The organism is Streptomyces sedi, from assembly GCF_006335015.1.
Classification (GTDB): domain Bacteria; phylum Actinomycetota; class Actinomycetes; order Streptomycetales; family Streptomycetaceae; genus Streptomyces; species Streptomyces sedi.
The window spans coordinates 200,436-225,707 of the sequence record NZ_VDGT01000005.1; the positions used below are offsets into that span (position 1 = coordinate 200,436).

At 75.8% G+C, this 25,272-nt stretch carries 19 protein-coding genes; 2 read left to right on the forward strand and 17 right to left on the reverse strand.

Features of this window, described 5'->3' with window-relative positions; translation table 11 throughout:
* Positions 1-54: 54 nt before the first annotated feature.
* On the reverse strand, positions 55-1,569 hold the full coding sequence (locus tag FH715_RS09275; protein ID WP_139642781.1) for a ketol-acid reductoisomerase: 1,515 nt from the start codon (positions 1,567-1,569) through the stop codon (positions 55-57).
* Between the two features lie 91 nt (positions 1,570-1,660).
* On the opposite strand from FH715_RS09275, the gene ilvY reads away from it, so the two are divergent.
* Positions 1,661-2,542, forward strand: coding sequence for an HTH-type transcriptional activator IlvY (ilvY, locus tag FH715_RS09280; protein WP_139642784.1), 882 nt, complete (start codon positions 1,661-1,663; stop codon positions 2,540-2,542).
* A 75-nt stretch (positions 2,543-2,617) separates the two neighbouring features.
* Here the strand turns inward: ilvY and FH715_RS09285 are convergent, their stop codons facing one another.
* On the reverse strand, positions 2,618-3,022 hold the full coding sequence (locus tag FH715_RS09285; RefSeq protein WP_139642786.1) for a PPOX class F420-dependent oxidoreductase: 405 nt from the start codon (positions 3,020-3,022) through the stop codon (positions 2,618-2,620).
* Between the two features lie 275 nt (positions 3,023-3,297).
* Between FH715_RS09285 and FH715_RS09290 the strand changes: the two genes are divergently transcribed.
* A complete protein-coding gene (locus tag FH715_RS09290; protein WP_246108648.1) occupies positions 3,298-4,071 on the forward strand; it encodes an alpha/beta fold hydrolase in 774 nt (257 codons plus the stop codon).
* Between the two features lie 544 nt (positions 4,072-4,615).
* On the opposite strand, the gene mmuM is transcribed toward FH715_RS09290, so the two are convergent.
* From mmuM to FH715_RS09365, 15 genes are all read right to left on the reverse strand, one after another.
* Positions 4,616-5,488: a homocysteine S-methyltransferase gene (gene mmuM / locus FH715_RS09295; RefSeq protein ID WP_139642792.1), complete on the reverse strand. Its 873-nt coding sequence runs from the start codon at positions 5,486-5,488 to the stop codon at positions 4,616-4,618.
* A gap of 39 nt (positions 5,489-5,527) precedes the next feature.
* On the reverse strand, positions 5,528-6,451 hold the full coding sequence (locus tag FH715_RS09300) for an LLM class F420-dependent oxidoreductase (protein ID WP_139642795.1): 924 nt from the start codon (positions 6,449-6,451) through the stop codon (positions 5,528-5,530).
* A 27-nt stretch (positions 6,452-6,478) separates the two neighbouring features.
* Positions 6,479-7,201, reverse strand: a complete 723-nt coding sequence (locus FH715_RS09305; protein WP_139642798.1) for a hypothetical protein — start codon at positions 7,199-7,201, stop codon at positions 6,479-6,481.
* Entirely contained in the window at positions 7,198-8,346 is a 1,149-nt protein-coding gene (locus FH715_RS29295; RefSeq protein WP_139642801.1) for a type VII secretion protein EccE, read from the reverse strand. Before FH715_RS29295 ends, FH715_RS09305 begins: the two co-directional genes overlap by 4 nt.
* On the reverse strand, positions 8,343-9,806 hold the full coding sequence (gene eccB, locus FH715_RS09315) for a type VII secretion protein EccB (protein WP_139642804.1): 1,464 nt from the start codon (positions 9,804-9,806) through the stop codon (positions 8,343-8,345). The genes FH715_RS29295 and eccB overlap by 4 nt, the downstream gene beginning before the upstream one ends.
* The gene (locus FH715_RS09320; RefSeq protein ID WP_139642807.1) at positions 9,806-11,155 is read right to left on the reverse strand and encodes a S8 family peptidase; all 1,350 of its coding nucleotides are present in this window, start codon (positions 11,153-11,155) and stop codon (positions 9,806-9,808) included. Before FH715_RS09320 ends, eccB begins: the two co-directional genes overlap by 1 nt.
* Before the next feature lie 3 nt (positions 11,156-11,158).
* On the reverse strand, positions 11,159-12,595 hold the full coding sequence (eccD, locus tag FH715_RS09325) for a type VII secretion integral membrane protein EccD (protein WP_139642811.1): 1,437 nt from the start codon (positions 12,593-12,595) through the stop codon (positions 11,159-11,161).
* Complete coding sequence (gene eccCa, locus FH715_RS09330) at positions 12,592-16,623, reverse strand: type VII secretion protein EccCa (protein WP_139642814.1); 4,032 nt, start codon at positions 16,621-16,623, stop codon at positions 12,592-12,594. The genes eccD and eccCa overlap by 4 nt, the downstream gene beginning before the upstream one ends.
* 40 nt (positions 16,624-16,663) lie before the next feature.
* Complete coding sequence (locus FH715_RS28155) at positions 16,664-19,201, reverse strand: TPR repeat domain-containing protein (protein WP_170184680.1); 2,538 nt, start codon at positions 19,199-19,201, stop codon at positions 16,664-16,666.
* Positions 19,202-19,347: 146 nt separating this feature from the next.
* Complete coding sequence (locus FH715_RS09340; protein WP_139642816.1) at positions 19,348-19,707, reverse strand: hypothetical protein; 360 nt, start codon at positions 19,705-19,707, stop codon at positions 19,348-19,350.
* A gap of 27 nt (positions 19,708-19,734) precedes the next feature.
* Positions 19,735-21,066, reverse strand: coding sequence for a hypothetical protein (locus FH715_RS09345; RefSeq protein ID WP_139642819.1), 1,332 nt, complete (start codon positions 21,064-21,066; stop codon positions 19,735-19,737).
* A gap of 3 nt (positions 21,067-21,069) precedes the next feature.
* Positions 21,070-21,453, reverse strand: coding sequence for a hypothetical protein (locus FH715_RS09350; RefSeq protein ID WP_139642822.1), 384 nt, complete (start codon positions 21,451-21,453; stop codon positions 21,070-21,072).
* Between the two features lie 36 nt (positions 21,454-21,489).
* On the reverse strand, positions 21,490-21,804 hold the full coding sequence (locus FH715_RS09355) for a hypothetical protein (RefSeq protein ID WP_139642825.1): 315 nt from the start codon (positions 21,802-21,804) through the stop codon (positions 21,490-21,492).
* 81 nt (positions 21,805-21,885) lie between these two features.
* Positions 21,886-22,227, reverse strand: coding sequence for a WXG100 family type VII secretion target (locus FH715_RS09360; protein WP_139642827.1), 342 nt, complete (start codon positions 22,225-22,227; stop codon positions 21,886-21,888).
* 190 nt (positions 22,228-22,417) lie between these two features.
* Positions 22,418-25,114: an AfsR/SARP family transcriptional regulator gene (locus FH715_RS09365; protein WP_170184681.1), complete on the reverse strand. Its 2,697-nt coding sequence runs from the start codon at positions 25,112-25,114 to the stop codon at positions 22,418-22,420.
* Positions 25,115-25,272: the final 158 nt, after the last annotated feature.

Sequence of the window (25,272 nt, forward strand, 5' to 3'; positions counted from 1 at the left end):
CGCCCGACTACATCCTTCGACGGACACGCGCCCCGCGAGGCGCACGCCGAGATGTCAACTGCCGCCCGCGTCCACCGAGATGTCGACCGTGGGCCGCAGCCGCGCCGCCGCCCGCAGCGCGGGATGCACCGGGTTCTCCTCGAACGCGGCGAGCAGCGCCCCGTCCGCCGGGCGCGACAGGGCGGGCAGCACCGTCTGCTGGTAGCCCGCGAGGAAGCGCGGCCCCCAGCGCCTGGTGCCGAGCCGGGCGGTGCGGGAACAGTTGTCGACCATGAAGGCGATGTCCCTGGCGTGCATGTAGGGCAGCAGCGAGTCGACCGCCTCGATCACCGACTCGTTGACGATCTCCGACCACGGATGACCGCGCTCGGCGAACTCGTCGACCGTGGCGACCATGGTCGCCACGAACAGCCCGGCCGTCAGCGGGTCGATCGAGGTCTCCCCCGCCGCCCTGCGGGCGTGCGCCGCCGGCGCCGCCGCCCACATCGGGGAGTCCCCGACCGGGCTCATCCCGCCCTCGGCGAGCCGCCGTTCGGCCAGCAGCACGCTCCGCACCTCGACCCCGGCGGCGACCTCGTCGTAGATCTCGGCGACCAGCGCCCGCGCCGGCCGGTAGGCGGCGGTGTAGGCGCGGTCGAACTCCTCCCGCCCGGACGGGGCGAGCCCGTCGCGCACCCCCGTGAGGCCGCCGCGCGAGATCGCGCGCGCCAGCGGCCCCGTGACGACCTCGCAGGAGCGCGTGTACGCGGTGACCGCGTCGTCCCCGGCCAGCCTGAAGTGCTGCCAGACCGCCTCGACCAGGCCGTGCACCGCTCCCAGCAGGATGGCGCGCTCCCCCACCAGGTCGGAGAGGTACTCGCTCTCCAGGGTGGTCCTGAAGGTGTAGGGCGAGCCGAGCGCGACCGACCAGCCGAGCGCCAGGTCCACCGCGCGCCCGTCCGGGTCGGCGTGCACCGCGAAGCTGCTGTTGATCCCGGCGCCCTCGGTGGTCGCGCCCTGCTCGTAGAGCCGGCGGACCGAGTTGCCCATGCCCTTGGGGCAGACGGCGATGACCGGGTGCCCGGCCGGCAACGCGCCGCCGGTCTCCGCGAGATGGGCGATCAGGAAGCCGTGCGAGAGGCCGATGACCGCGCCGGGTCGCAACGCGGCGAAGATCTCCGCGTGGTGCTCGGCCAGGGCGGCGTCGGCGATCAGCAGCAGCACCAGGTCGCTGGCCGCGACCACCTCGCGCAGCGGGCCGAGCGTGCCGTTCTCCTCGGTGAAGCCGTGCGCGCGGGCGTCGACCACCGAGGAGGAGCCGGGGCGCAGCCCGACCGTGACACGGATGTCGGTGCCGGCGAGCGAGTCCCGCAGATTGCGCGCCTGCGCGCGCCCCTGCGAGCCCCAGCCGATCACCCCGATCCGGCGCACGCCGGCGAACGCGCGGGGCAGCAGCGGGAAGAGGTGGCGCCCGCCGCGCAGCACTGTCTCCTCGCCGCCCGGCATCGACAGCGGCTCGGGAGCGAAGACGTCGGAGGTGAAGGTGTTCACGGCGAGCGCGGAGGCGCTCGTTGCGGCATTCGGGTCCATGACGGGAGTTGTAGGCTTCGGGCGCGTGTTGCGGCAAGCGCAACTCCCGCATCGGGGCGTTGCACAGACCGAAAGGCCAAGGTGAGAGGGGATGCTGGACGACGAGCGGGCGCTGCGGCTCTTCCTCCACCTGGCGAACAGCCTCAACTTCGGCCGGACAAGCCTGGACTGCCATGTCTCCCCCGCGACGCTCACCAGGACCGTGCAGCGGCTGGAGGCGCGGGTCGGCCACCGGCTGTTCGACCGCGGGCCGCACGGGGTGGCGCTCACCGCCGAGGGGCAACGGTTCCGCGCCTACGCCGGGCGCGCCGTGGAGCTGTGGCGCGACTACCGGGAGGAGCAGCCCGAACCCGCCGGGCTGAGCGGACGGTTGACGGTCTTCGCCACGGTGACCGCCTGCCAGGCGCTGCTGCCGGGGCTGCTCGGGCCGTTCCGGTCCGCGCACCCGCAGGTGGGGTTCGACCTGCGGACCGGGGACGCGGCAGCCGCTCTCGCCAGGCTGGACGAGGGTGAGGTCGACGTGGCCGTGGCCGGGGTGCCGCCCCGGCTGCCCACGACGCTGGTCAGCCGGACCGTGACCACCACCGAACTGGTCTTCGTCACCGCGCGGGACCGCCCCGACCCGACACTGACCGGCCCGTTCGTGCTGCCGCAGCGGGGGCTGGTGCGGGAGGCGGCCGACCGGTGGTTCAGGGCCGCCGGCCGCGTGCCCGAGGTGGCCGCGACGCCCGACGGCCACGAGGCGCTGCTCACGTTGGTCGCGCTGGGCTGCGGAACGGGCGTCGTACCGCGCCTGGTGCTGGAGTCCAGCGGAACGGCCGAGCGGCTGGCGACGGTGCCGGCCGAGCCCGCGCCGCCGCTCTTCCCCGTGGGCGTCTGCGTGCGCCGCGCCGACCTGCGCCGCCCGCTGGTCGCCGCGCTGTGGAGCCTCACAGGCGAGGAGCACCGGCGCGGGGCGGCCGACGCGTCGTGAAACGGGACGCGTCGGCCGCCCCGGTGAGACGCGCCGGCCAGCACGGGCACCGGCGGTCTCGGACGGCTCGAACGCTCAGAGACGGCCGGAGATCCGGGTCGGCGTGATCCGGACGGCCAGCCGCTGCTCGCCCTCGGCGGACGGGTTGAACTCCGCGTAGGGCTTGCCCGTGTACTTCCGCGACAGCTCGTCGATCAGCTCGGAGTCCGGGTCGGGAACGAGGGTCGCCGTGCCCTGGATCGCCGCGTAGGTGTACGGGTTGTCCGACGGGTTCACCATCACCGTCACGCGCGGGTCGCGCTCCAGGTTCCTCGCCTGCTGACGGGGAACCGTCGTCGAGTACACCAGCTCCTCGCCCTCGCGCTTGATCCAGACCACGACGAGGTGGGGCGACCCGTCCTCGCGGATCGTCGCCACCGTGGCGAAGACCCGGGTGTCGTCCAGGTACCGCTTCAGCTCGTCGGAGAGTGCCACTGCCATCTCGGCCGTCCTTCCAGAGGATGTGCGGGTGGTGGAGCGGGGCGACACGACGCCTTCCCACGCCCTCGTCTACAACCCGCGCCACTTTCCGACCATTCCAACCCGGCGGAAGCCCTTTCGCGCCCCCGACGGGCGGTGCGGACGACGGATTCCGCCGCGTGCGCCGTGTGCGCCGGCGTGTGCGCCAGAGGCGTGCCTCAACAGGACCGTCGACGGCCGTGACGTTTTCGGGGACTTCGGGCGCGGTGTCGGGGTCCGTGGAACGATGGCTGCCCGTGACCTCGACTTCGCACCTCGCCCACGATGCGGCCGGCGACGGCCCCGCGTTGCTGCTGCTCCACTCGACGGTCTGCGACCGACGGATGTGGGACCCGCAGTGGCGGATACTGGTCGACGCCGGGTTCCGTGTGGTGCGCTGCGACTTCCGCGGCCACGGGGACAGCCCGGCGGCCGACCGGCCCTACCGGGACGCGGAGGACGTGCGCGACCTGTTGGACGCGCTGGGGATCGCGGAGACGGCGGTGGTCGGCGCGTGCTTCGGCGGCGGGGTGGCGCTGGAGGTCGCGGCGCGCTGGCCCGACCGGGTCGGCGCGCTGGTGCTGCTGAACGCGGCGCCGCCGCTGACGGAGCGGAGCACCGCGCTCGCCGGCTTCGAGGCCAGGTCGGCGGGGCTGCTCGACTCCGGCGCGGTGGCGGAGGCGGTGGAGCTGAACGTGGCGACGTGGCTCGGCCCCGAAGCGGACGGCAACACCCGCGCCATGGTGCGGCTCATGCAACGCCACACGCTGGACGTGCGGTTGGCGGCGGAGCAGTTCCCCCGGCCGCCGGCCGACCACCGGCTGACGGGCATCAAGGCGCGCGCCCTGGCCGTCTCCGGCGGCCACGATCTGCCGGACTTCCGGGAGACGGCGGCCGAGCTGGCCAGGCTGCTGCCGCAGGCGCGCCACGAGGAACTGGACTGGGCGGGGCATCTGCCCAGCCTGGAACGGCCCGCTGTGGTGGCACGACTGCTGGTGGCCTTCCTCCGCGAGGCCGAAACCGGCGGTTGATCGCGCGGGGGCTGATCGCCGGGCGGGGTTATCGGCGGGCGGGTTATCGCCGCAGGCGATCGACGGCGGGGTGATTGGCGGCGGTGCGATCGGCGGCGGTGCGATCGGCGGCGGGTCCGCGCGCGTGGCGGTGCGGGGAGGCTGGCCAGCGCGCGGACGGGTCACGGCCCCCACCCTGCACCGCGCGGGCCCCGACCGCCGAGGACGATTCTCGCCGAGACGGAGGCGGGGGTGGTGGGTATTCGGTCAACCTCCGCGACCCTCAGCAGTGCGGCAACTACCGAATGTGAGGCTGAACGATGGGGTTTGTGGTGCGGCAAAAGGTGCTGGGAAGTCGGCCAAAACTGGGCTCTTTGGCGTGGGGCGACCACGCGCCGTCGTTGGTTCGGCGTCGTTGTCGGCCGCGGGCCGGCGCACATGCACCGCGCAGTTCCCCGCGCCCCCAGGCCCGACCGCCGTCGTTGGTTTCGCGGCGGTGTCGGCCGCGGGCCGGCGCGCATGCACCGCGCCCCCAACCCCGACCGCCGTCGTTGGTTCGGCGGGGTCAGGTGGAGAGGGCCGAGCGCATCGCCGCGATCTGGGTGGGGTCCACGCCGCAGCAGCCGCCGATGAGGTGGGCGCCGGCGGCGCGCCATGCGCGGGTGTTCTCGGGGCGCGGGGGCGCCTGCCCGTGTCGGCCCCCGTTGGGGTAGGCGACGGCCGGGCGGCCGGTGACGGAGGTCGCCGACGCCACCGCGTCGACGACCTCCCCGGGCCCGCAGCAGTTGACGCCGACCGCCGCCACCGACGGCTCGTCGGCCGCCAACGCGAAGGCCTCGGCCAGCGGTTGGCCTGCGCGGGTGCGCCCGCCCTCGGCGGTGTAGGAGAGCCAGACCGGGACCCCGGCGCCGCGCACCACCGACAGCATCGCCTCCGCCTCACGGGTGTCGGGCACGGTCTCCAGGGCCAGCAGGTCGGGGCCGCCGGCGAGTAGCGCCTCGACCCTCGGCCCGTGGAAGCGGGCCAACTCCGCGACGGTGAGGCCGTAGTCGCCCCGGTACTCGCTGCCGTCCGCCAACACCGCGCCGTAGGGCCCGACCGACGCGGCGACCAGCGCCGGGCGCAGGGTGGAAGCAGCGGCCTCGCGGGCCAGCCGCACGCTGTCGGCGAGCAGCCCGGCCGCCGCCCGCCGCCCCACGCCCCGCCGTGCGAACCCCTCGAAGGACGCCTGGTAGCTGGCGGTCAGCAGCACGTCGGCGCCGGCCCGCAGATACGCGGAGTGCGCGGTGACCAGCCGCTCCGGGGCCTCGACCAGCACCCGCGCCGTCCACAGCTCGTCGTCCAGGTCCACGCCCTGGGCGGCGAGTTGGTCGGACAGCCCGCCGTCGAGCAGCAGGGGCGGGGCCCCCGGCGCGAGCGCCGCCGCGAGGTCAAGCACCGTTCGTCCTCCGTTCCGTGCGGGGTCAGCCCGGTCGGCTCAGTCCAGCTGCGGCGCGACGTCCTCGGCGATCACCGCGAGGTGGTCCAGGTCGTCGAGGTCCAGGATCTGGAAGTAGAGCCGCTGGCAGCCCGCCTCGCGGTAGGCGGCGATCTTCTCGACCACCTCGCCCGGCGTGCCGGCCAGCCCGTTCTCGCGCAGCTCGTCGGGCTGGCGCCCGATGGCCTCGGCCCGGCGCCGCACCTCCGCCTCGTCGCGGCCGACGCAGGCCACCAGCGCGTTGGAGTAGACGAGCGACTCGGGGTCGCGTCCGGCCTCGCGCGCCGCCTCGCGGACGCGGTCGAACTGCTCGGCGCTTTCCGCGGGCGGCTGGAACGGGATGTTGAACTCGTCGGCGTAACGGGCGGCCAGCCGCGGCGTGCGCACCTTGCCCATGCCGCCGACCAGCACCGGGACGCGTTCCTGCGCCGGCTTGGGCAGCGCGGGGGAGTCGGTCAGCTGGTAGTGGGCGCCGTCGTGGGAGAAGGTCTCGCCGACCGGCGTGTTCCACAGGCCGGTGACGATGGCGAGCTGTTCCTCAAGGCGCGGGAACTTCTCCTTCGGGAACGGGATGCCGTAGGCGGTGTGCTCCTCGGCGAACCAGCCGGCGCCCAGGCCCAGTTCGACCCGGCCGCCGGACATGGCGTCGACCTGCGCGACCTGGATGGCCAGCACCCCCGGCAGCCGGAAGGTGCCGGCGGTCATCAGGGTCCCGAGGCGGATGCGGCTGGTCTCCCTCGCGAGCCCTGCGAGCGTCACCCAGGCGTCGGTCGGTCCGGGGCCCGGGTCGCCGTCGCCCATCCGCAGGTAGTGGTCGGAGCGGAAGAAAGCGTCGAAGCCCAGCTGCTCGGTGGCCCGCGCCACGGCCAGCAGCGTCTCGTAGTCGGCGCCCTGCTGCGGTTCGGTGAAGACACGAAGATCCATGCCCCCATTCTGGCCTCCCGGCCGCGCTCACACGCCGCCGGGCCGCCCCCGTTCCCGCTGGCGCCGGCCCGGGGTGAGCAGCGCGTTCTCGCCGGCCGACAGGTCCAGCGCGACGCTCTCGGCGCGGTCGTCGCGGAAAACCGCGATCCGGCCCGGTTCCAGCGCGCGGGTGAACGTGCCGGCCCCCGCGCCCAGCAGCCGCTCGGTCACCTCGGCGAACTGCCGGTCCAGCACCACCACGGTCCGCAGCCCCGCCCAGAAGGCGGAGCGGCGCGGCGGGTTGCGGGTCACGTGCAGCACGGTGCGCCAGGGGCCGACGGCGAGGGCGGCCGACGGCGGGCGGCGCAGGTCGCAGACGAGGGCGGCGGGGCCCTCGCCCGCCGAGGGCGCGGTCGGCGCGTGCCGGGGCCAGCGGCCGACGCCGTCGCCGACGGTGAGCCGTTCGCCGGCTGCCAGCGCCACCCCGCGCCACTGGTCGGGCACCCGGGTGGCGGCGGTGACGCGGGCGCCGGCGGCGAGGAGCCGCAGCGCGAAGAGCCGCCCGAAGAGCGACTCGCCGAGCACGCCCAGGCAGCCGCCCTCCGGCGTCGGCGCCGGCAGCGTCACGGGCTGTCCCGCCGTGCCGGTGCCCAGGTGCACGCCGGCGTCGACGGGGGTGAGGGCGAGCGCCAGGGAGGCGGCGGCCTCGGCCGGCCGCCAGCGGGTCGCCGGCAGCGGCGCCCACTCGGGGATGGTGCGCGGGGTGTTCATGTGGCGCTCCTGGTGGGGGCGGTGGACGCGGCCGGCGGAACGGTCTCGGAGAGCGGGGCGGCGGGGCAGGCGACCGGGAGGGTGGCCAGCAGGCCGGTGTAGGGGTCGGGGGGCGCGGCGTCCAGCACGCCGGCCGTGACGAGCCGTTCCCTTTCGGCGGCGGCGACCTGCGGGAGGGCGCTGACCAGCCGGACGGCCACCCGTGCCGTGGGCCCGTCGGGTTCCGCGGTGAGCGTGGCGCAGGCCAGCGCGCGGTCGGCGGCGCAGCCGCCCAGCAGGCTGAGCAGCCGGGTCCAGGCCGCCTGGTCGGGGACGGCCGCGGTGGCCAGGGCGTGGGTCGCGGCCTCGCCCGACCAGACGCCGGCCAGCGGCCGGCCCCGGCCGTCGGGGTCGCCGGACTCGCGGAGCAGGCCGGCGAGTTCGGCCGCGCCCAGCGGCGTGGCCGCCACCCCGCCGGCCGCCAGCCGGGCGCGCAGGCGCGCCGTGGCGGCGGCCACGGCGGCGCGCGCGCCGGCCTCCCCGCCGCCGCGCCGGCGCGCGGCGGCGGGCGCCGCCAGCGGCTCGTACCGCGTCAGCAGCACGGAACGCAGCGCGATCGGGGCGCCGCCGACGGGGAGTTGGCGGTAGGCGAGCGTCGGCTGGTAGCGGTGTCGGGCGTCCCACGGCGGGGGCGCGAACCGTTCGACGCACAACTGCACGGCCGCCGGCCGCGCCGGGTCCTCGGCGAGAAAGGCGCCGGCGAGACCGACCGGCAGCGAGGGCAGCGCGCCCGAGGGCAGCGCCAGCGCCGCCGCGTGGCCGCGCCCGTCGGCGAGCACGCCGAGCGGCGGGCCGTTGCGGTCGGCGACCTCGACGACGTCGAGCGCCGGCAGCACGGTGTGCGCCAGGCCCAACGGGTCGGCCGGCGGCGGCGGTTCGGGGACGGCGGCGAGGTCGCCGCGGCGCGGCGCGGCGAGCAGCCGCCGGTCGGCCCAGTCGCCGCCGACCCGCGCCAGCGCGCCGGCGAGCACCGCGCCGCCGCCGCCGGCCAGCGCGTACCCCCAGGGGCCCGCGAGGGCGACGCCGGTGGCGACGCAGCCGAGTCCTGCCTGGACGGCGACCAACCGGCCCCGCCAGGGCTGACGTTCGTTCCCCACCGCGTTCATCCTTCCTCCTCGGCCAGCTCGTCCTCGGCGTTCTCTTCCTCGGCCGGCTCGTCCGGCGCCCCGTCGACGCCCCGCTGTTCGCGGGCGGCGGCCTGCGGGTCGAGCACGGGGCCCGCCGGCAGCAGACCGACGTAGGCGCGCGGCACCGACGGCGCCTCGTCCGGGCGGTAGCCGAGCCGTTCCACCGCGTCGGGCGTGGCGAACGGGTAGGCGGTCCCGCTGTCGGTGACCAGGGTGAACGTGCCGCCGCTGCCGGCCGAGGTGGTGGAGCGCACCACGGCGCCCGAGCCGGGCGGCAGATAGATGGCGTCCAGCAGGCCGAGCCGTTCGCCGTCCGCGCTGGTCACCGGCGTCAGGCCGGCCGGCTCCGGCGGGGCGTCGGGCAGGTGCACCACGGCCTGCCAGGGCGCGTCGCCCGGCTGGCCGCCCGGCGGAGTGGAGACGCAGACCGGGCGGTCGCGGCCCGGCTCCTCGGCGCGGGGCAGCGCGTCGGGCCAGGCCCGGTCGCCGGGCGCCGCCTCGTCGGCGCGTGGGGCGCGGGCCGCCTCGGTCAGCCCGATGAGGTGGTCGGTGCCGGCCTCCGCGCTGAGCAGGGTGTGCAGCAGCGGCGAGACGGCGACCAGCCCCTCGGGCCTGACCAGGTAGAACTGCTGGCTGGGCCCGTCGGTCCCGGTGTGCGCCAGGTCGCCGACCAGGGCGTCGAAAGGCAGTTCGGCGGTGGGCGGCTGGCCGGCGCCCGCGCCCGGCTCCGGGATCTCGATCGCCGGGCCCTCGGGCACGGTGGCGATGATCTGGCGCGGCAGCGGCACGGCCCGCACCTGCTGGAGCCCCAGCAGGTCCCTGATGCCGGAGGCGAGCGCGAAGCGGCGGCCTTCGGCCAGCAGCCACAGCTCGCCGTCCTCGCCCTCGACCAGCACCGTCGCCCCGCGCTCGGTCTCGTCCCCGGGGGCGACTCCCGGCACCGAGACATAGAGCGCGGTGTGCGTGGGGGGCCCGCCGGTCTCGGCCGGGGTGGCGCACAACGTCCAGTCGTCGTCGGTGAGTTCGTCGGCGTCCGGCAGCGCGTCCGGCGCGCCGGGGATGCCGACGGGCAGCCCGCGCGGCGCCTCGTCCAGGGTGCGCTGCCGCACCTCGGTGAGGTCGCCGCCGCCGACCAGCAGCGCGGAGGACAGGTTGAGCGCGGGATGCACCACGCCGTCGTCGACGACGTAGCGGTCGCCACCGTCGCCGAGGACCACCGCGCCGCTGTCCGGCAGGTCGGGGCCCCGGCCGCCGCCGAGCCAGCCGGCGATGCCGAAGCCGGCCATGATCAGCACGCCGAAGGCGACGCCGCCGCCGAGCGAGCGGTTCAGCCGGCGGCGCGGGTCGAGGCGTGCCTCGTCGGCGCCGCGGATCAGCGTGGTGGTGCGGCGGCGGTTCTCGTAGGCGTAGGCGTCGGCCTGGTCGCGTGTGGTGGCCATCAGCGGGTCCGGTTCCTGGTCTGGGGACGGTCGTTGGTGGGGGGCGTGCCGCGCAGCCACTCCAGGCGCGGCGGCTTCGGCGCCGGGGGCGCGGGCGCGGTGGCGGCGCGCTCGGCCGGCGTGGGCCCGGCGCGCCAGCCCCGGCGCGCGGCGCGGCGCACCGCCGGCGCGCCCAGCAGGCCGAGGACGACGGCCAGTAGCAGCCCGCCCGTCCAGGCCAGCGCGGTCGCCGCGGTCGCGCCGAGCAGCGGCGGGTCGTCGGGGATCGGGCGGACCTGGATGTGCCCGGGGCGGGCGGCGGCCTCGTCGGAGCCCTCGGCGGCCTCGCCTTCGAGGTGGGTCAGCGCGGCGAACGGGTCGACGATCCCGGCCCCCGTGCGGGCGCCGGGGCCGCCGCCGACGGGGGTGGCGGAAGCGGTGAGCCGTTCGGCGACCTCGGCGGCGGTCAGGTCGGGGAAGCGGGAGAGCACCAGCGCGGCGGCGCCCGACACCTGGGCGGTGGCGAAGCTGGTGCCGGCCTCCACGCGGTAGCCGCCGCCGGGCGCCAGCACCGCCAACTCCTGCCCGTAGCCCGCCAGGTCGACCCACTCGCCGGCGTTGGACGACTCCAGCGGCTGGCCGTCCTCGCCGACGGCGCCCACGGTCAGCACCCCTTCGTAGGCGGCCGGGTACATCGGGGTCTCCTCGTCCGCCTCGGTGCCCTCGTTGCCCGCGGCAGCGACCACCAGCACGCCGGCCCCGACCGCGCGGGCCACGGCGTCGCGCAGCGGCTCGACGTCCACGGGGTAGGCGAAGGAGAGGTTGAGCACGTCCACCTCCGCCGCGACGGCGTCGTCGACGGCCGCCGCGAGGGTGGCGGGGGTGGCGCGGTCCACGCCGTCGGCGATGCGGACGGGGTAGACGGAGGCGCCGGGCGCGACGCCGGTCATCCGGTCGCCCTGGCCGCGCCCGGCGGCGATCACGCCGGCGACGGCGGTGCCGTGCCCGGGGCAGTCGTCCTGGACGCGCGGGGTGGTGCGGGCGAACTCGCGTTCCTCCGGCACCACGGTGAACTCGGCGCCGCGCGCCACCGCGCCCGCCAGGTCCGGGTGTTCGCCGTCGACGCCGGAGTCCAGCACGCCGACGGTGACCCCGGTGCCGTCGGCGAGGTCCCAGGACTGGCGCAGGCCGAGCTGGCCGATCAGCGGGTGGGCGCCGGCGTTGTCGGGCAGCTCCTCACCCGTGGCCCGCTGGGAGCAGTCCTGGGCGAGGGCCCGGGGCAGGGTGCCGGGCGGCGGGGCGAGCAGCGTGACGCCGACGGCGAGCAGCGGCGCCACCGTCAGCCGGCGAACGAGCGGGCGGGCGGCCATGGTTCACGCCCTCAGGTCGAGCAGCGCGGCGTAGACGTCCCAGACGGCCAGCGCCAGCGGGACGACGGACAGCAGCGCCGTCGTCTCCAGCAGGTCGAGCGCGCGTGAGGCGCGGGGGTTGCCCCGGCCCCGGCCGGCGAGCAGCCCGGTGGCGGCGGCGACCAGCGCGGTCAGCAGCGCCAGCGGCAGCGCGACGCCGAGCGGCCCGAGCGTGCGGCCGACCAGGTCGGTCAGCAGGAACGCGGCCCCGCCGGCCGCCGCGAGCAGCGCGCCCAGCAGCGGGAGCGCGGTCTGCGCGGGCTCGCGGAAGAGGCGGGCGCGCAGCAGGGTCAACGCGACCAGCACCGCGGCCAGGGTGACGGCCCACAGCGTGCCGTCGGCGAAGAGCACCAGCGTGCCGCCGAGCGCGACGAGTTGACCGCCCGTCAGCATTCCGAGCAGCAGCCGGCGCGCCCTCGCGACGCGGGCGCGCAGCTGGGCGTGGGCGAGTTGGCTGGGCAACGCGGCCAGCTCCTCGCTGGTGGCGGCCGTGTCGGGCGCCGGCATCCGGCCGACCCGCAGCGCCAGCGTGGGCCACAGGGTGGTCAGCGCCAGCGCCAGCGGGGCGACCACCGCCGCCGCCCTGGCCGGCGGCACGTCCCAGACCGCGCACAGCAGCGCGCCGGGCGCGGCCAGCGGCCCGGCGACGACCAGCGCGGTGAACGTCCCGTCGCCGCCGCCGACCAGCAGCGGGCCGAGCGCGCCCAGTACGGCCAACACGGCGCAGGCCAGCAGGAGATGGGAGGCGGTGAAGCCGTCGACCGTGCCGGCCTCGGTGCCCAGCAGCCGCACCGCGCCGAGCAGCGCGGGCGGCGCGGCGAGCGCGGCGGCGCAGGTGCCGGCGGCGACGTCGCCGAAGGCGCGGGCCAGCAGCACCCCGACGGTCAGCGCGAGCAGCGCCGTGGCCAGGCCGAGCCAGCCGGGCAGCCGGCCGGGCGCCACGGCGAGCGCGCCGGTGGCCGCCAGGGTCGCGGCGCCGGCCAGCGCGGCGCTGACCCGGCGGCTGGCCGCCGGCGGCCAGCCGCCCTCGGCGCGGTCCTCGCCGACGACCTCCACGACGTCGTCGTAGAGCGGCGCGGCGGCCTCGTCCGAGCCGTGGCCGAGGAAGAGCAGGTCGCCCTCGACGACGCCCTGCGCGGCGAGGCTCGCGGCGGCCTCCAGCCGGGTGCCGTCGGCCCGGCGCAGCGCCCAACCGCCGTGCCGCACACCGCCGTCGGGGCCGGGGTCGGCGCCGGCGTGGTGCAGCAGGGTGGGCAGCAGCCGGGCGACCGGCACGCCGGCCGGCACGGCCAGGTCGGCGCGCCCGGCCGGGCCGGCGAGTCCGATCCGGACGAACTCGGCCGACGGCACGCCGGCCGGGGACGGCGGTGCGGGCGTGGGGTGGGCTGTGGCGGCGCTCATCGGCGGGTCCCGGGTGAGGAGTCGGCGGTGGAGGTGGTGTTGCCGTCGGCCGTGTGCAACGGCGAGTCGGCGCGGACCAGTTGGACGGGCACGTTGCCGAGCCTGCGGTGCAGCAGCAGCGCGCGGCCCTTGGCGCGGCGGGCCGGCTTGACGCCCCAGATGGGCATCTCGTCCTTGGGCACGCTCAACAGGGCGGCCGGCGTGTTGAGTTCCTTGAGGCGGCCGAGGACCGGCTCGGTGACGCCGCGGGAGGCGCCGCCGGCCTGGCGGGTGACGTAGAGGTGCAGCCCGATGCCCCTGGCCTGCGGAAGGAAGTCGAGCAGCGCCTTGAGCGGGTTGCCCCGGCTGGTGGCGACCAGGTCGTAGTCGTCGACCAGCAGATAGATCTCGGGGCCCGACCACCAGGAGCGGTCCCGCAGTTGCTCGGGCGTGACGTCGGTGCCCGGCAGCCGCTTGCGCAGCCCCTCGGCGAGGCCGCCGACGACCTCCATGGACCGTTCGTGCGTCGTGGAGTAGCCGAGCAGCGAGGGCCCGTCGAACTCCCTGAGCATGGTCATCCGGTGGTCGAGCACGATCAGCTTGGCCCGCTCCGGCGGGTGGTGGGCGAGCACCTGGCGGCCGACGGCGCGCAGCAGCGAGGTCTTGCCGGTCTCGCTGTCGCCGACGACGATGAGCCCCGCCTCCTCGCCGGGCGAGAAGACGACCTGCTCCAGCCGGTTGCCCTCGACCGCGACCGTGACGCCCCGGCCGGCCCCCGCGACCTCGCCGACGGGGAACGTGGTGGGCAGCAGCCGCACCGGCCGGGCCCGGCGGCCCTCCCAGGCGGCGTCGACGCGCCGCACCAGGTCGGCGACGCCGTCGGGGAGCCCGGTGTCGGAACGGGTCGAGTCGATCCGGGGCACGGCGATCAGGAAGTGTTCCTTCTCGCGGGTGATGCCGCGTCCCGGGCGGCCCTCGGGGATGGTGCGCTGGGCCTTCCGGTCCATCTCCGAGTCCAGCGCGTCGCCGAGCTTCAACTCGACCTTGGTGCCCAGCAGGTCGCGCAGCGCCATCCGCATGTCCAGCCAGCGGTTGCCGGTGACGACCAGGTGCACGCCGTAGGTGAGCATCCGGCCGGCGAGCGCCATCAGGGTGGCCTCCAGCTCCGGGTAGCTCTGCCGCAGCACCCCCCAGCCGTCGACGACGAGGAAGACGTCGCCGTGGTCGTCGGCGATCCGCCCGGCGGCGCGCGCCTCGCGGTAGGCGGCCATGGACTCCACGCCCAGCTCGCGGAAGCGGGCCTCGCGGGTCTCCATCACCTCCAGCACCTCCGCCACGGTGCGGTTGACCACCTCGGCGTCCAACCGGCCGGCCACCCCACCGACATGGGGCAGCCCGGCGAGCGCGAAGAGGGTGCCGGAGAAGTCCAGGCAGTAGAACTGCACCTCCTCCGGGGTGTGCCGCAGCGCCAGCGAGGCGATCAGGGCGCGCACCGCCGTCGACTTGCCGCTGTGCGGCCCGCCGACCACGGCCGCGTGGCCTCCGGCGCCCGAGAGGTCCAGCGTGAGGGGGTCGCGCCGCTGGTGGAACGGCAGGTCGAGCACGCCGATCCGCGCGGTCAGCGGCGGTGAGGCCGCCGGGTCGGCGCCGAGCCCGCGCCCCGGCCGCTCGGCGAGACCGCCGTGCAGCAGGTCAAGCGGCTCGGGCCTGGCCAGCGGCTCCAGCCACACCTGGTGCGCCTGCGGGCCCTGGCCGGTCAGCTGCTCGACCATGACGCCCAGCACGGTGCTGCCCAGCTCCTCGCCGTCGCCGAACTCGTCTGCCTCCGGCTCCGGTTCGGGCTCCGGCGCCCGTTGCTCCGCTGGCACGGGCACCAGCCCGGCCGGGAACGGTCGGACGGTGGCGGCGCCGCCGAGCGAGCCCGTGCCCGCCCCGTCCTCGGTGCGGTAGGGGCCCGAGACATAGGCCGCGCGAAACCGCTTCAGGGTCGCGGTGTCCGTCCTGAGATAGCCGTGCCCCGGCGCGGACGGCAGATGGTTGGCGTCGGGCACGCCGATCGCGGTGCGGCTCTCCGCCTCGGAGAACGTGCGCAGCCCCACCCGGTACGACAGGTGCGCCTCCAGGCCGCGCAGCCGGCCCTCGTCGAGGCGTTGGGAGGCGAGCAGCAGATGCAGCCCCAACGAGCGCCCCAGCCGGCCGATCTGCACGAAGAGGTCGGCGAAGTCGGGTTTCTGGGCGAGGAGTTCGGAGAACTCGTCGACGACGATGAAGAGGCTGGGCAGCGGCGGCAGGGAGGCGCCGCGCTGCCTGGCGCGCTCGTAGTCGCGTACGGAGACCAGGTTGCCGGCGTCCCTCAGCACCTCCTGGCGGCGGTTCATCTCGCCGGAGAGCGCCTCCCGCATCCGGTCGACCAGCGTGAGGTCGTCCTCCAGGTTGGTGATCACCGCCGCGACATGCGGCAGCTCCGCCATCCCGGCGAACGTGGCGCCGCCCTTGAAGTCGACGAGCACCAGGTTGAGTTGCTCGGAGGAGTGGGTGGCGGCCATGCCGAGGACCAGGGTGCGCAGCAGCTCCGACTTGCCGGAGCCGGTGGCGCCGACCAGCAGCCCGTGCGGGCCCATGCCGTTCTGCGCCGACTCCTTGATGTCCAGCTCCAGCAGCCCGCCGTCGGCCGAGACGCCGACCGGCACCTGGAGCCGGTCGCGCATCGGACGCGGACGCCAGAGGGTGTCCAGGTCCAGCTGGCCGGGGTCGGCGATGCCCAGCAGCGCGGGCAGCGTGTTGACGGCGGTGGTCAGGTCCTCGGCGTCGGCGGCGGAGGCGGCGGCGTCCACCCGGAACCTGGCGATCCGCATCGCCAGCGCCTCGGCCTCCGCGGCCGAGAGCCCGTCGGCCGTGCCGAGGGGGTCGCGGCTCTCGCCCGCGTCGACGACCAGCGCGCCGTCCCGCTCGATCGCCAGCGCCACGCCGTGCGCCTCGGTGAGCGGCCCCGCGCGGCCCGACAGGTCCAGCACGGTGACGCCCATCATCCCGTGCGGGTCCAGCAGCGCCTCCCCGCCGGTGACCAGCCCACCGGCCACCACCACCAGCAGGTGCGGGAGTTCGGGGTCCGGCTCGGCCTCGCGCTGGAAGCGGGTGCGCCGGGTCAGCTCGGCGCCCAGCCACTCCTCCAGCACCGCCAGGCTCGGGTTGACCATCCGCAACGGCCCGACGTGGTCGAGCTCGTCCGGGTGGTGGGCGTGCGGCAGCCACTTCACCCACGCCCACTCCGGCGCCTCCACGTTCCCCGCGCAGACCACCAGCCGCAGCTCGCGCGGCGAGTGGAGGGTGACGGCGTGCGCCACCACCGCGCGCGCCAGCGCCCCGGCGCGCTCCGGCGCGTCGCCGGCGTGCAGCGACAGCGCGGCGAACCGGCGCAGCGCCACCTGCACGGGCAGCCCCGGCACCACGGCGTGGGCGTCGACGAAACGCTTCAGCGCCACGGAGCAGAGCGGGTCCAGGTCCTCGACCGGCGCCGAGTCCCCCGGCACCAGCGCGGTGGCCAGGTAACGCGGCCCGGTGCCGACCCGCACCACCCCGAAGTCCTCGTCGGTCGCCCGCCGTTCCCACAGCCTGCGGCTCTCGGCGACCGTCCACAGCGTGCCGGGCGGCGGGGAGTCCCACAGCAGCGCGGCGCGCTGCGCCTCGGCGGTGCGCCGCACCTCGGCCCTGGTGCGTTCCAGGTACCGCAGGTACTGGCGGCGGTCCTCGCGGGCCTGGCTCTTGGCCGAGCCGCGCTGCCGCAGCACCGAGCCGACGACCATGGCCAGGCAGGAGACCAGGAACATGGTGCCGACGATGTAGCCGATCGGCCCCCGCCCCATGGTCAGCATGTAGAGCACGGAGCCCAGCCCGCTGAGCGCGGGCAGCGCCGTCATCCAGACGTTGTTCTCCTCCGGCTTCGGCAGCTCGGGCGGCGCCTTGAGCACCAGCTCCTGCCCCGGCACGGCCGGCCGGGCGGCCCGCGCGGGGCGCCGGAGGACGGTGGTGGTGGGGGTGGGCGTGGTCAACGGGAGTTCCTTTCCTGGATCGGGCCGGGGCGCCGCGTGGTCAGTTGCCGAACCGGGTGGCGGAGGAGTGTTCCGAGTCCGGGCTGTAGTCCAGGGAGTCGGCCGTCGCGGCGCCGCGCGCCCCGGTGATCAGGTCGTCGATGTCGTCGGGGTCGCCGTCGCGGTAGGTGACGCCGTTGCCCGCGTCGTTGAGCGGGATGGTCGGCGAGCCGGCGCCGTTGTCCCCGGCCAGGACCTCCTCCGCCGGGATGAGGTCCAGCTGGCCGTCCGGGTGCCGCTGGTTGTGCGCGTCGATGGCGCCGCCGGTGATGGCGTGCGCCTCCAGCAGCTCGTTGACACGGTCCGCCTCGTGCGAGTAGGCGGCCTGCGCGGCCGGCTCCTGCGGCTTGTAGTCCGGGAAGAGCGTCGGCTCGATCATCCCGTAGCCGGTCGAGGCGGCGCTGGCCACCGTGCCGACCCCGCCCGGCACCATGCCGGCCACGTTGAACGCCGCCCCGATGCTGGTCTGGAGGTGCTTCTGCCGCTGCGCTGCCTGTGCGTCCTCACGGCCCTCGTACCAGTTGATGACGTCCCGCTCGCCGAACTCCATCAGCCCGGTCAGGTTGCCGATCGACTGCGCGACGGTCCGCCGGTCGCCCTCCTGGGAGAGATCGTCGGTGTAGTACTCGTAGGCCAGGTTGCGCTGGGTCTCGAAGACGCCGGTCTTGAAGTGCTCGTAGACGTTGTCGTCGGTCGCCGCCATCAGGCTGAAGACGGGGAAGCGCTGGTCCTCGTCCCAGGCGCCCTCGGCTCCCTCCAGCCCGACGATGGCGTCCAGGCGGGAGAGGGTCGCGTCCGAGACCGCGCCCTGGAGCCCGGAGGTGTCCCAGGGGTAGTGCGGCTCCATGATCCCGTCCTCCTCCCAGTCCTCGATGAGCCGCGAGGGCTCGGCGGTGAAGTGCTGGATGACGTCGTCGGCCAGCGCACGGCGCTCGCTGTCGTGCTCGCCGCCGTTCGGCAGGACGGCGCTGCGCACCAGGTCGCCCGCGCCGTCGCTGTCCGCCCACCTGGCGTTCAGCAGCTCCTCGCGGACGCCGTCGTTGCTGAGGATCTCGAACGAGGCGTCGGTGTTCTGCGCGACGTTGCTCAACAGGCCGCTGCTGCCGGTGTTCTCCAGGTAGTTCGGCACGTCGAAGTCCAGCGACTCGTGCTGGGCCTCCTCGGCGACGGCGTCGTTGTACGCGTCGGTGTTGACCTCCTCCACGGCCTCCTGGACGTCCAGGGCCGCGGTGGTCAGGTGGTGGGCGAAGTCGTTCCCCGGCGGGACGGTGGCCTGGTCCATGAGGTTGCCGAAGCCGTTGAAGTTGTTCATCACCCCACGCGCGTCGTCCAGGCTCTCCGCGTTCCGCAGGTCCGAGTCGGCGTCGTAGACGAACGCCTGGATGGACTCGGGGATGGGTGCCGGCCCCTGGATGGAGGGGTGGGCGTTGATGTCGATGCCGCCGATCTCCGGGTTCATCAGCATGTTGATGCCGTTGCCGACGGTGGCCTGGATGTCGTGGATGCGGTCCCATCGGGTGTCGAGCGCGTGCTGGTAGCCGGCGCCGGCGTCCTGGCCACCCGGCTCGCCCGGCGACATGTTGCCCAGCTCGGCGAGCGTGTCCTCGTCGACCGTGTCGTAGAACTCCTCCAGATACGCCCGTTCCTCGGGGGTGAGGTCGCGGCGGGGGGAGGTCGGGTCGTCCGGGTCGTAGACGCCGGCCCCGATGGCGGCCAGGCCGGCGGTGTGCTGGGCCAGCAGGTCGAGGTCGCGCTCGTCCTCCGGCTTGGCCATCTCGTCCTTGATCGCCTCCGCGGAGTACTCGGCCATCTCCTCGGTGTGCCACATCGAGTGCGGCCCGGCGCCGACGTCGTAGCCCAGCTCGGTCAACTCCCCCGCCCTGCTGACCATCCAGGACCGGTAGTCGTCGATCTCGGTCTCCATGTCACCGTGCAGGGTGGTGATGTCGCCGGCGGCCTTGCCGAGGTAGTGGTCGCGGATCCTGGTGAGCGCGGCCTGCGGGAAGGACCACTGGGTGAAGTGGCTGCCCTCGGCGAGGTAGACGGAGCCGGCCACGGTCACCGAGGGGGTCTCGATGAGCAGCGCGGAGGCGACGCTCTCCTCCAGCTCGGCGTACTTGTTCTGGTAGGTGGTCCTGGCGTCGGTGAGGTGTTCGTGGAAAGCCTCCTGGGCGTCCGAGCGGAGGATGCTCACCTCCTCCTCGGTGTCACTGGCCAGCTTGGTCGCCGAGTTGATGATGTCGGCGACGCTCTCGATGTCCTGGCCACCGCCCTGGAGGTCGCGGTCGGTGATGGTGATGTGCTCGTCGGCGTTGTGGTGCCCGATCCCGTCCGTGGTGGCGGAGTCCTGGGACAACTCGGAGGCGCGGGCGGCGACCTCGCTGGCGCCGCCGGCCTCGCCCGCGGCTGCCGCGAAACCGCGGGACGCCTCGGCCATCTCCTCGACGTCGATCTCCTCGGCGAAGTCGTCAGCGGTCTCCCAGGGGTCGACGCCGGCCTCCTCGGCCACGTCCTCCCTGGTGAAGTCAACGCCTGGCATGACTCTTCCTCGCTGCTCGGATTGTCGTTCGAAGGGTGGTGCGGGTGTGGTGCGGGCGCTTCGGCGCGCGCGGGACCACCGTGGCGCTCACCCACGCCCGCGGTGGCTCCCCGGCCCGGCGGCGGGCGCCCCGGCATCCGGGGCGTTCAGATGCCGTCGGCGATCCGCTGCCCCAGGACGCCCGTGACGCCCGTGGCCCCCGCGTCACCGGCGGCGGTCACGGCGGAGTTGCTGGCGGCGTCGACGTCCTCGCCGATGGCCGCCGACTGGTAGCCGGAGGCGCCGATGTCGTCCCGGCCCTCGGCGGCCCGGTTGACGCCGCGCGCCTGGGTGTCGCGGGTGCCGTTGACGGCGTTGACGAAGGTGTCGGCGCCGCCGAACGAGCCGGCGTCCGCGGAGACGGTGCGCAGATAGGCGTGCGCGCCGTCCGCCTCGTCCGAGGCCGTGTAGCTGCCCTGCCCGCCGGCCCGCAGCGACTCCGGCAGATATTCGAGTCCTTCGCTCATGCTGTCCTCCCGTGTCCCTTGGGCGGGCTATTCGCCCAACACGCCCCGGAGGGCCTGCCGTTGTCCCGTCCACACCGAGGGGTCCTCGGTGAGGTCGTCCGCCGTGACGGGCGGCCGTTCCCTCTCCGGCCGGTCGCGCCGGGCGGCGCGACCGCCGCCGGACGCCGGGGGCGCCAGCCCGTGGCGCGCGGCGGCGTCCCCGCGGGCCGCGGCGAAGGGGGCGCCCGCGCCGGGCGCGGGGCGCCTGGCCGCGCCGGGCGCCCCGGCGCGCGCGCCGGGGCGGTGCGCCGCCGCGCCCGGGGGCGGGGAGAACGGGCGCCCGCCCTGCGCCGCCTCGTGCAGCGCGAACCGGCTCGCGACGTTGGCGCGTTGCCCCAGGTGGCGCAGCGCCTGCCGGGTCAACTGCCCCTGCGCGGGGCCCGCCTGGCCGATGCTCGGCGGCATGATCCCCCCGTAGAGGCCGGCCAGCGAGGCGGTCCCCGCCCCCGGGCCGAGCACGGCCGGGCCGCCGGCGGTCGGAACGGCGCCGGGGCCGACGTTGAGCCCGGAGAGCCGGGCCGCGTACTCGGTGACCGCGCCGAACGGCTGCCCGGTGACCGGGTCGATCCAACGGCCCGCCGTCGGGTCGAACTCCCGGCCGGTCGCCGGGTCCACGAGGAAGCCGGTGGCCGGGCTCTGCACCCAGCCGGCGAAGTCGCCCCGTTCCGGCCCCAGCAGCCGCCCGTGCGGGTACTCCCCCGCGCCGACCATGCCGCCGTTGGCGGCCGGCAGCAGCGCGCCGCCGCCGGCCTCCGCCAGCCCGCCGCCGCCGAGTGCCCCGCCCCCCGGGGCGCTCGGCGCGCCGCCCGCGCCCCCGGCGCCGCCCCCCGGCGCCGGCGGCGCGTCGCCGCCCGTGACCCGCGCGAAGCTGGTGGCGAGCCGGTCGAGAACGCCCTGCGCCTCGGTGACCAGCCGCTCGCGCTCCTCGCTCTGCCGCATGGACGCGTTCACGGCCGCCATGCCCACGTCGGGCCCGGCCGGGGTCTCGGACGCCTCGGCGAACCGCTCCTCCAGCGTCAGCGCCTCCTCCGTGGCGGCGGCCGACGCGTCGCCCGCCGTCTGGAGCTGGCCGGCGATGGACATCGCCACGGCGCTGGCGCCCGAGGCCCAACTGGCCGTCTCCGCCATCCGGTCGGACAGCTCGATCAGCCCGACGCCCGGCTCGGCCGCCGCCGTCTCGGCGGCGCCCGCCAGCCGGTCGTTCTCGCCGGTGCCCGCGCCGGCCAGCGCGATCCAGGCGCCGGCCGCCGCGTACATCCGGATGTGGCGGGCGCTGTAGATGTCGCCCACGATCCCGTGGAACCTCTCGTCACTGGTCATCGCTCAGTACAACTCCCGGAACTCTCCGCCGCCGCCCTCGCCGCTGTTCATCAGCCCGTCGAAGTAGCCGACCGCCTCCTGGGCGCCGGCCAGCCGCTGCCCGGCGGCGGCGTCCGTCTCGTCGGCGATTCCGGCGGCCTCGCCCGCGCTCGACTGGATGTCGCCGACGGTGAGCCCCGCGGCCTCCAGCTCGCTCAGCATCGTGCGGGCCGCGCTCTCCAGGGCCCCCTCGGCCTCCGCACCGCCCGGCACGCTCCCGAAGAGCCCCCTGGCCGACGCGATGCCGATGAACTTCTCGCGCATCGCCCCCAGTTCGCCGCTGCCCCCGGCCGCCGACTCGGCTTCCCGCATCCCGTCCGGGTTGAGATCGACATCGCCGCCTGCCATCGCGCGCTTCCCCCTGTCCTCGTCGTTCCGGCGCGGCTAGCGACCGCCGCCCGCGGCCCTGACCATCGCGGAGCCGCCCTCGTTGCCGATGGACTGCACGTCCCGCATCGCGCGGTTCTGTCCGCTGACGCTGTCGTCGAAGCCGCCGGCCTCGCGGCGGAACTGCTCGTCGCGCTCGTTGAGCACGGAGGCGATGGAGGCGTCCACCTGCCCCTGCTCGATGAGGCTGGTCAGCTGGGTGTGCACGTCGTCCCAGATCTCCTGGTAGCGCTCCTGCTGGCCGCTGGTCGCCGACTGGATGGCGTCCAGCCCTTCGTTGCCGAAGCGGATCATGCCGTCGCCGTAACCCATGGGCGTGGTCTCCTTCGTTCGTGAGGTGGTGGTGCGGGCGGCCCCGGTCGTGGGGCGCAGGTCGGCCGGTCCGACCGGGCGTCAGATGGCCTGCGCGATGCCGGCGTCCGGGGTGACCCCGGGGGTCTGCACGCCGCCGAGGACGTGCTGGGCCTCCGCGTCGGTCTCGCGACCGGTCGTCGCGGTCAGCCCGAGGTCGCGGGAGAGCCCGTCCAACGCGCCGGCCAGCGCCTGGCCCGCGCGGCCCAGGTCCTCGTAGGTCTCCATGGCGCGGCCGGTGCCCGAGCCGTTGTAGGCGGTGGAGACGTTGGCACCGTGGCCGCCGATTCCCGTGGCGACCTCCTCCATGTCGGTGTAGGCCTGCCCGATGACGCCCATCACCCGGTCGACCTCCTCGGGCGAGAGCTTGATCTCGTCGCTCATGGCCTTCCTCCCCGTAGACGTGGTTCACAGTTGTTCGCTGACGTTCACCCCCGCAACGCGCGCCCGGCGCGAAGTGCGGGCGACCGCCCGTCACACCATGGTGGGACAGCCGATGGAAAATTGCACCAGCATCTGTGTATCAGAACTGTAGCAACGGCAAACACGTTGCTACGCGGGGCTTTTGGACGCCTCAACCGAGCGGTCGACGTCGCGTGATTCGCACTCGCAAGTGGCCGTTCTCGCGACTGTCCAGGTCCTCGATCACGGCCTTGGCGTGCATCTCCTCGATGTGTGCACTCGCTTCCTCACCGAGCCCGCGCAACGCCTGCGCCCGCCAGGTCCGCTGCTGCGCCACCACGAACGGGTCGAACGGCTGCTCCGCCGCGTGCGCCATCCCCCGGTCGCTCCAGTGGGCCGCCTCCTCGTACTCGGCGACCTCCAGGTGGAACTCGGTCAACACCCCGGCCGCCATGGTGCGGTCCCACGGCTGGGTCGCCGCCGCGTAGTTCTCCCTCAGCAGGGCCCTGGCGGTGGCGTGGTCGCCGAGGTAGAGGTGACAGCGCGCCAGGTTGTTGGTCAACGGGGTGCGGAAGTCCTCGTGCCCGCCGGCCTCCACCTCGGCCAGCGTCGCCTCCGCCAGCCCGATCGCGTCCCCCAGCCTGCCGGCCGAGCCCAGGCAGGTCACCAGGTGCAGCGTCGCCCCCAGCGCCTCCTCGACGCGTCCCAACGCGCGCAGCACCGCGATCGCCTCGCGCAGCAGCGCGACACCGCGCGCCCCCTGCCCGCGCTGCCCCCACAACCTGCCCAACTGGGCGAGCGCCACCGCCTCGGCGAACCCGTCCCCGCGCCGCCGCGCCACCGTCAGCGCCAACTCGCAGAGCCGGGCCTGCGCGCCCCCGGCCTGGCGCGTGCCGAAGTAGGTCTCCAACGCCCGCGCGCTCTCCAGCGCGAAGTCCGACAGCGGAGCGCCCCCCAGCGCCGCCCCCTCGTCGAAGCAGGGCGCCGCGAGCTGCCCCGCCAGCGCCAGCACGTCGTCCAGCACCTCGTCGGCCCAGGGCAGCGCCTCGTCGACCGAGGTGAAGGGGCGCCCGCCGGGGAAACGCGCGGCGCCCTGCCGGTACCGGGTCCGCAGGGTGCGGCTGAGCGCCATGGGCAGGCTCAGCCGGTAGAGCGAGCCGGCGTACCAGTTGGCCAACGCCGCGAGCCGGGTGCGCAGCCAGACCTGCGGCATCCGCGCGGCGTCCCGGCCGGCGGCGGCGCGCAGCAGGTCGTGCAGCGTGTAGACGCCCGGCCGCGGGCGGTCGACGATCCGCGCGTCGACCAGCCGGTCCAGCGCGTCGCCCGCCTGCCGCGCGGTGACGTCCAGCAGCGCCGCCACCGAGCCCGGCGTGTAGGAGCGGACGGCCGCCGCCCCGAGCGCGGGGAAGAGCGTGGCCGCCAGCCGTTCGTCCGGTGAGCCGCTCCGCGCCAGCTGGTCGACGCTGACCGCCAGCACGGCGCGAAGCTCCGGATAGCCGCCGCCCGCCCCCGCCGCCCGGCGCCGTTCCGCGCGCAACGCCCCGAGGAGATCGGCCACCGGCCGCCCGGGCCCGGCCGCGAGCCGGGTCCCGAGGATGCGCAGCGCGAGCGGCAACCGGCCGCAGAGCTCCGCCAGTTCGCCCCACTCCTCGGCGTCGCCGCGCCCCGGGCGCCGGCCGCCGGCCGCGCGCAGCAGCGCCACGGCCTCGCCGGGCGCGAGCGGCTCCAGGCGCAGCCGCCGCCCACCCCCCTCCCCCACCAGCCGGGCTCGCCCCGTGACCAGCGCGGCCGAGCCGCCCACGGCCGGCAGCAGCGGGGCGACCTGCGCGGCGTCCACCGCGTTGTCCAGCAGCACCAGCACGCGGCGACGGCGGATCTCGGCGTGGTAGACGGCGCCTGAGGCCTCCTCGTCCGGCATCTCCTTCCCCGGGAGGCCCATCGCCGCCAGCAGCAGCCGCCGCGCCTCGGTCGCGGTCAGCGGCGCGTTGCGCGGATCGGCGCCACGCAGGTCGACATAGAGCAGCCCGTCGGGGAAACGGTGCCCCAACTCCCGCGCCACCCGCACCGCCAGAGTCGACTTGCCGACCCCGTCGGGCCCGTCGATCAGACAGACGGCGGGCGTGGCGGACACGTCCGTCAACCAGCGCCGCAGCCGCCCCAGTTCCCCCGCGCGCGCCACGAACATCCCGGCCCCGTCGGGCAGCCCCGGCGTCGCCGCGGTGGGCGGCTCGACGGCGGTGGCCCGTTCGACCAGCCCGGCGAACGCGGCCAGTTCGTCGCCCCCGGCCTCCGGCGGCAGCGCGTCGACGCGCCACGGATGGTGCGAGACCGGCGCCTCACGCCCCTCGTCGACCGCCTCGCGCTCCAGACGCAGCTCCAGCTCGGCGCGCAGCCGCAGCGCGCGCGACCACAGCAGCCGCAGCCGCCGCCGTTCCCCGTCACGCAGCGGGCAGTCCGGCAGGCCCATCAGCGGGTTGCCCGTCCACAGCGGCAGCACCCCGGTCAGCGTGAGCAGCGCCGCCTCGGGCCGCCCGGCCGCCAGCTCCTCGGCCCTCAGCAGCCCCCCGGCGAACCGCCCCAGATCCGTCGCCTCGGGGGAGACATCCAGCAGATAGCCGCCCGGCACCGTGCGGATCGACCCCGCCGGCAACACCGCCCGCAGCCGCGCCACCTGCCGCCGTAACCGCCCGACCGCGCCCCCCGGCGGCACCCGCCCCCACAGCCGTTCGGCCAACTCCCCCGCGCACACCGGCCGCCCGGGCCCCAGCGCGAGCGCCGCCAGCGTGGCACAGGTCAACGGCGCGGTCACCGGCAGCACTTCGCCCTCGTCACCGAGTACCCGCACCAGACCGAGCAGGCGGATGTCCACGGGTACCCCCAAGAGCCACGCCACCGACCCGACCGGGCCGGCACACTCATCCCCCGTACCGTCGCTGTCCGAGGTGAGATCGTCGCACGGCTGCGAGAAGCTGAAAAGGGACCGGCCGGCTTTCCGCCACGGCCGGCGGTGGCCACGTCCCCGTCAGG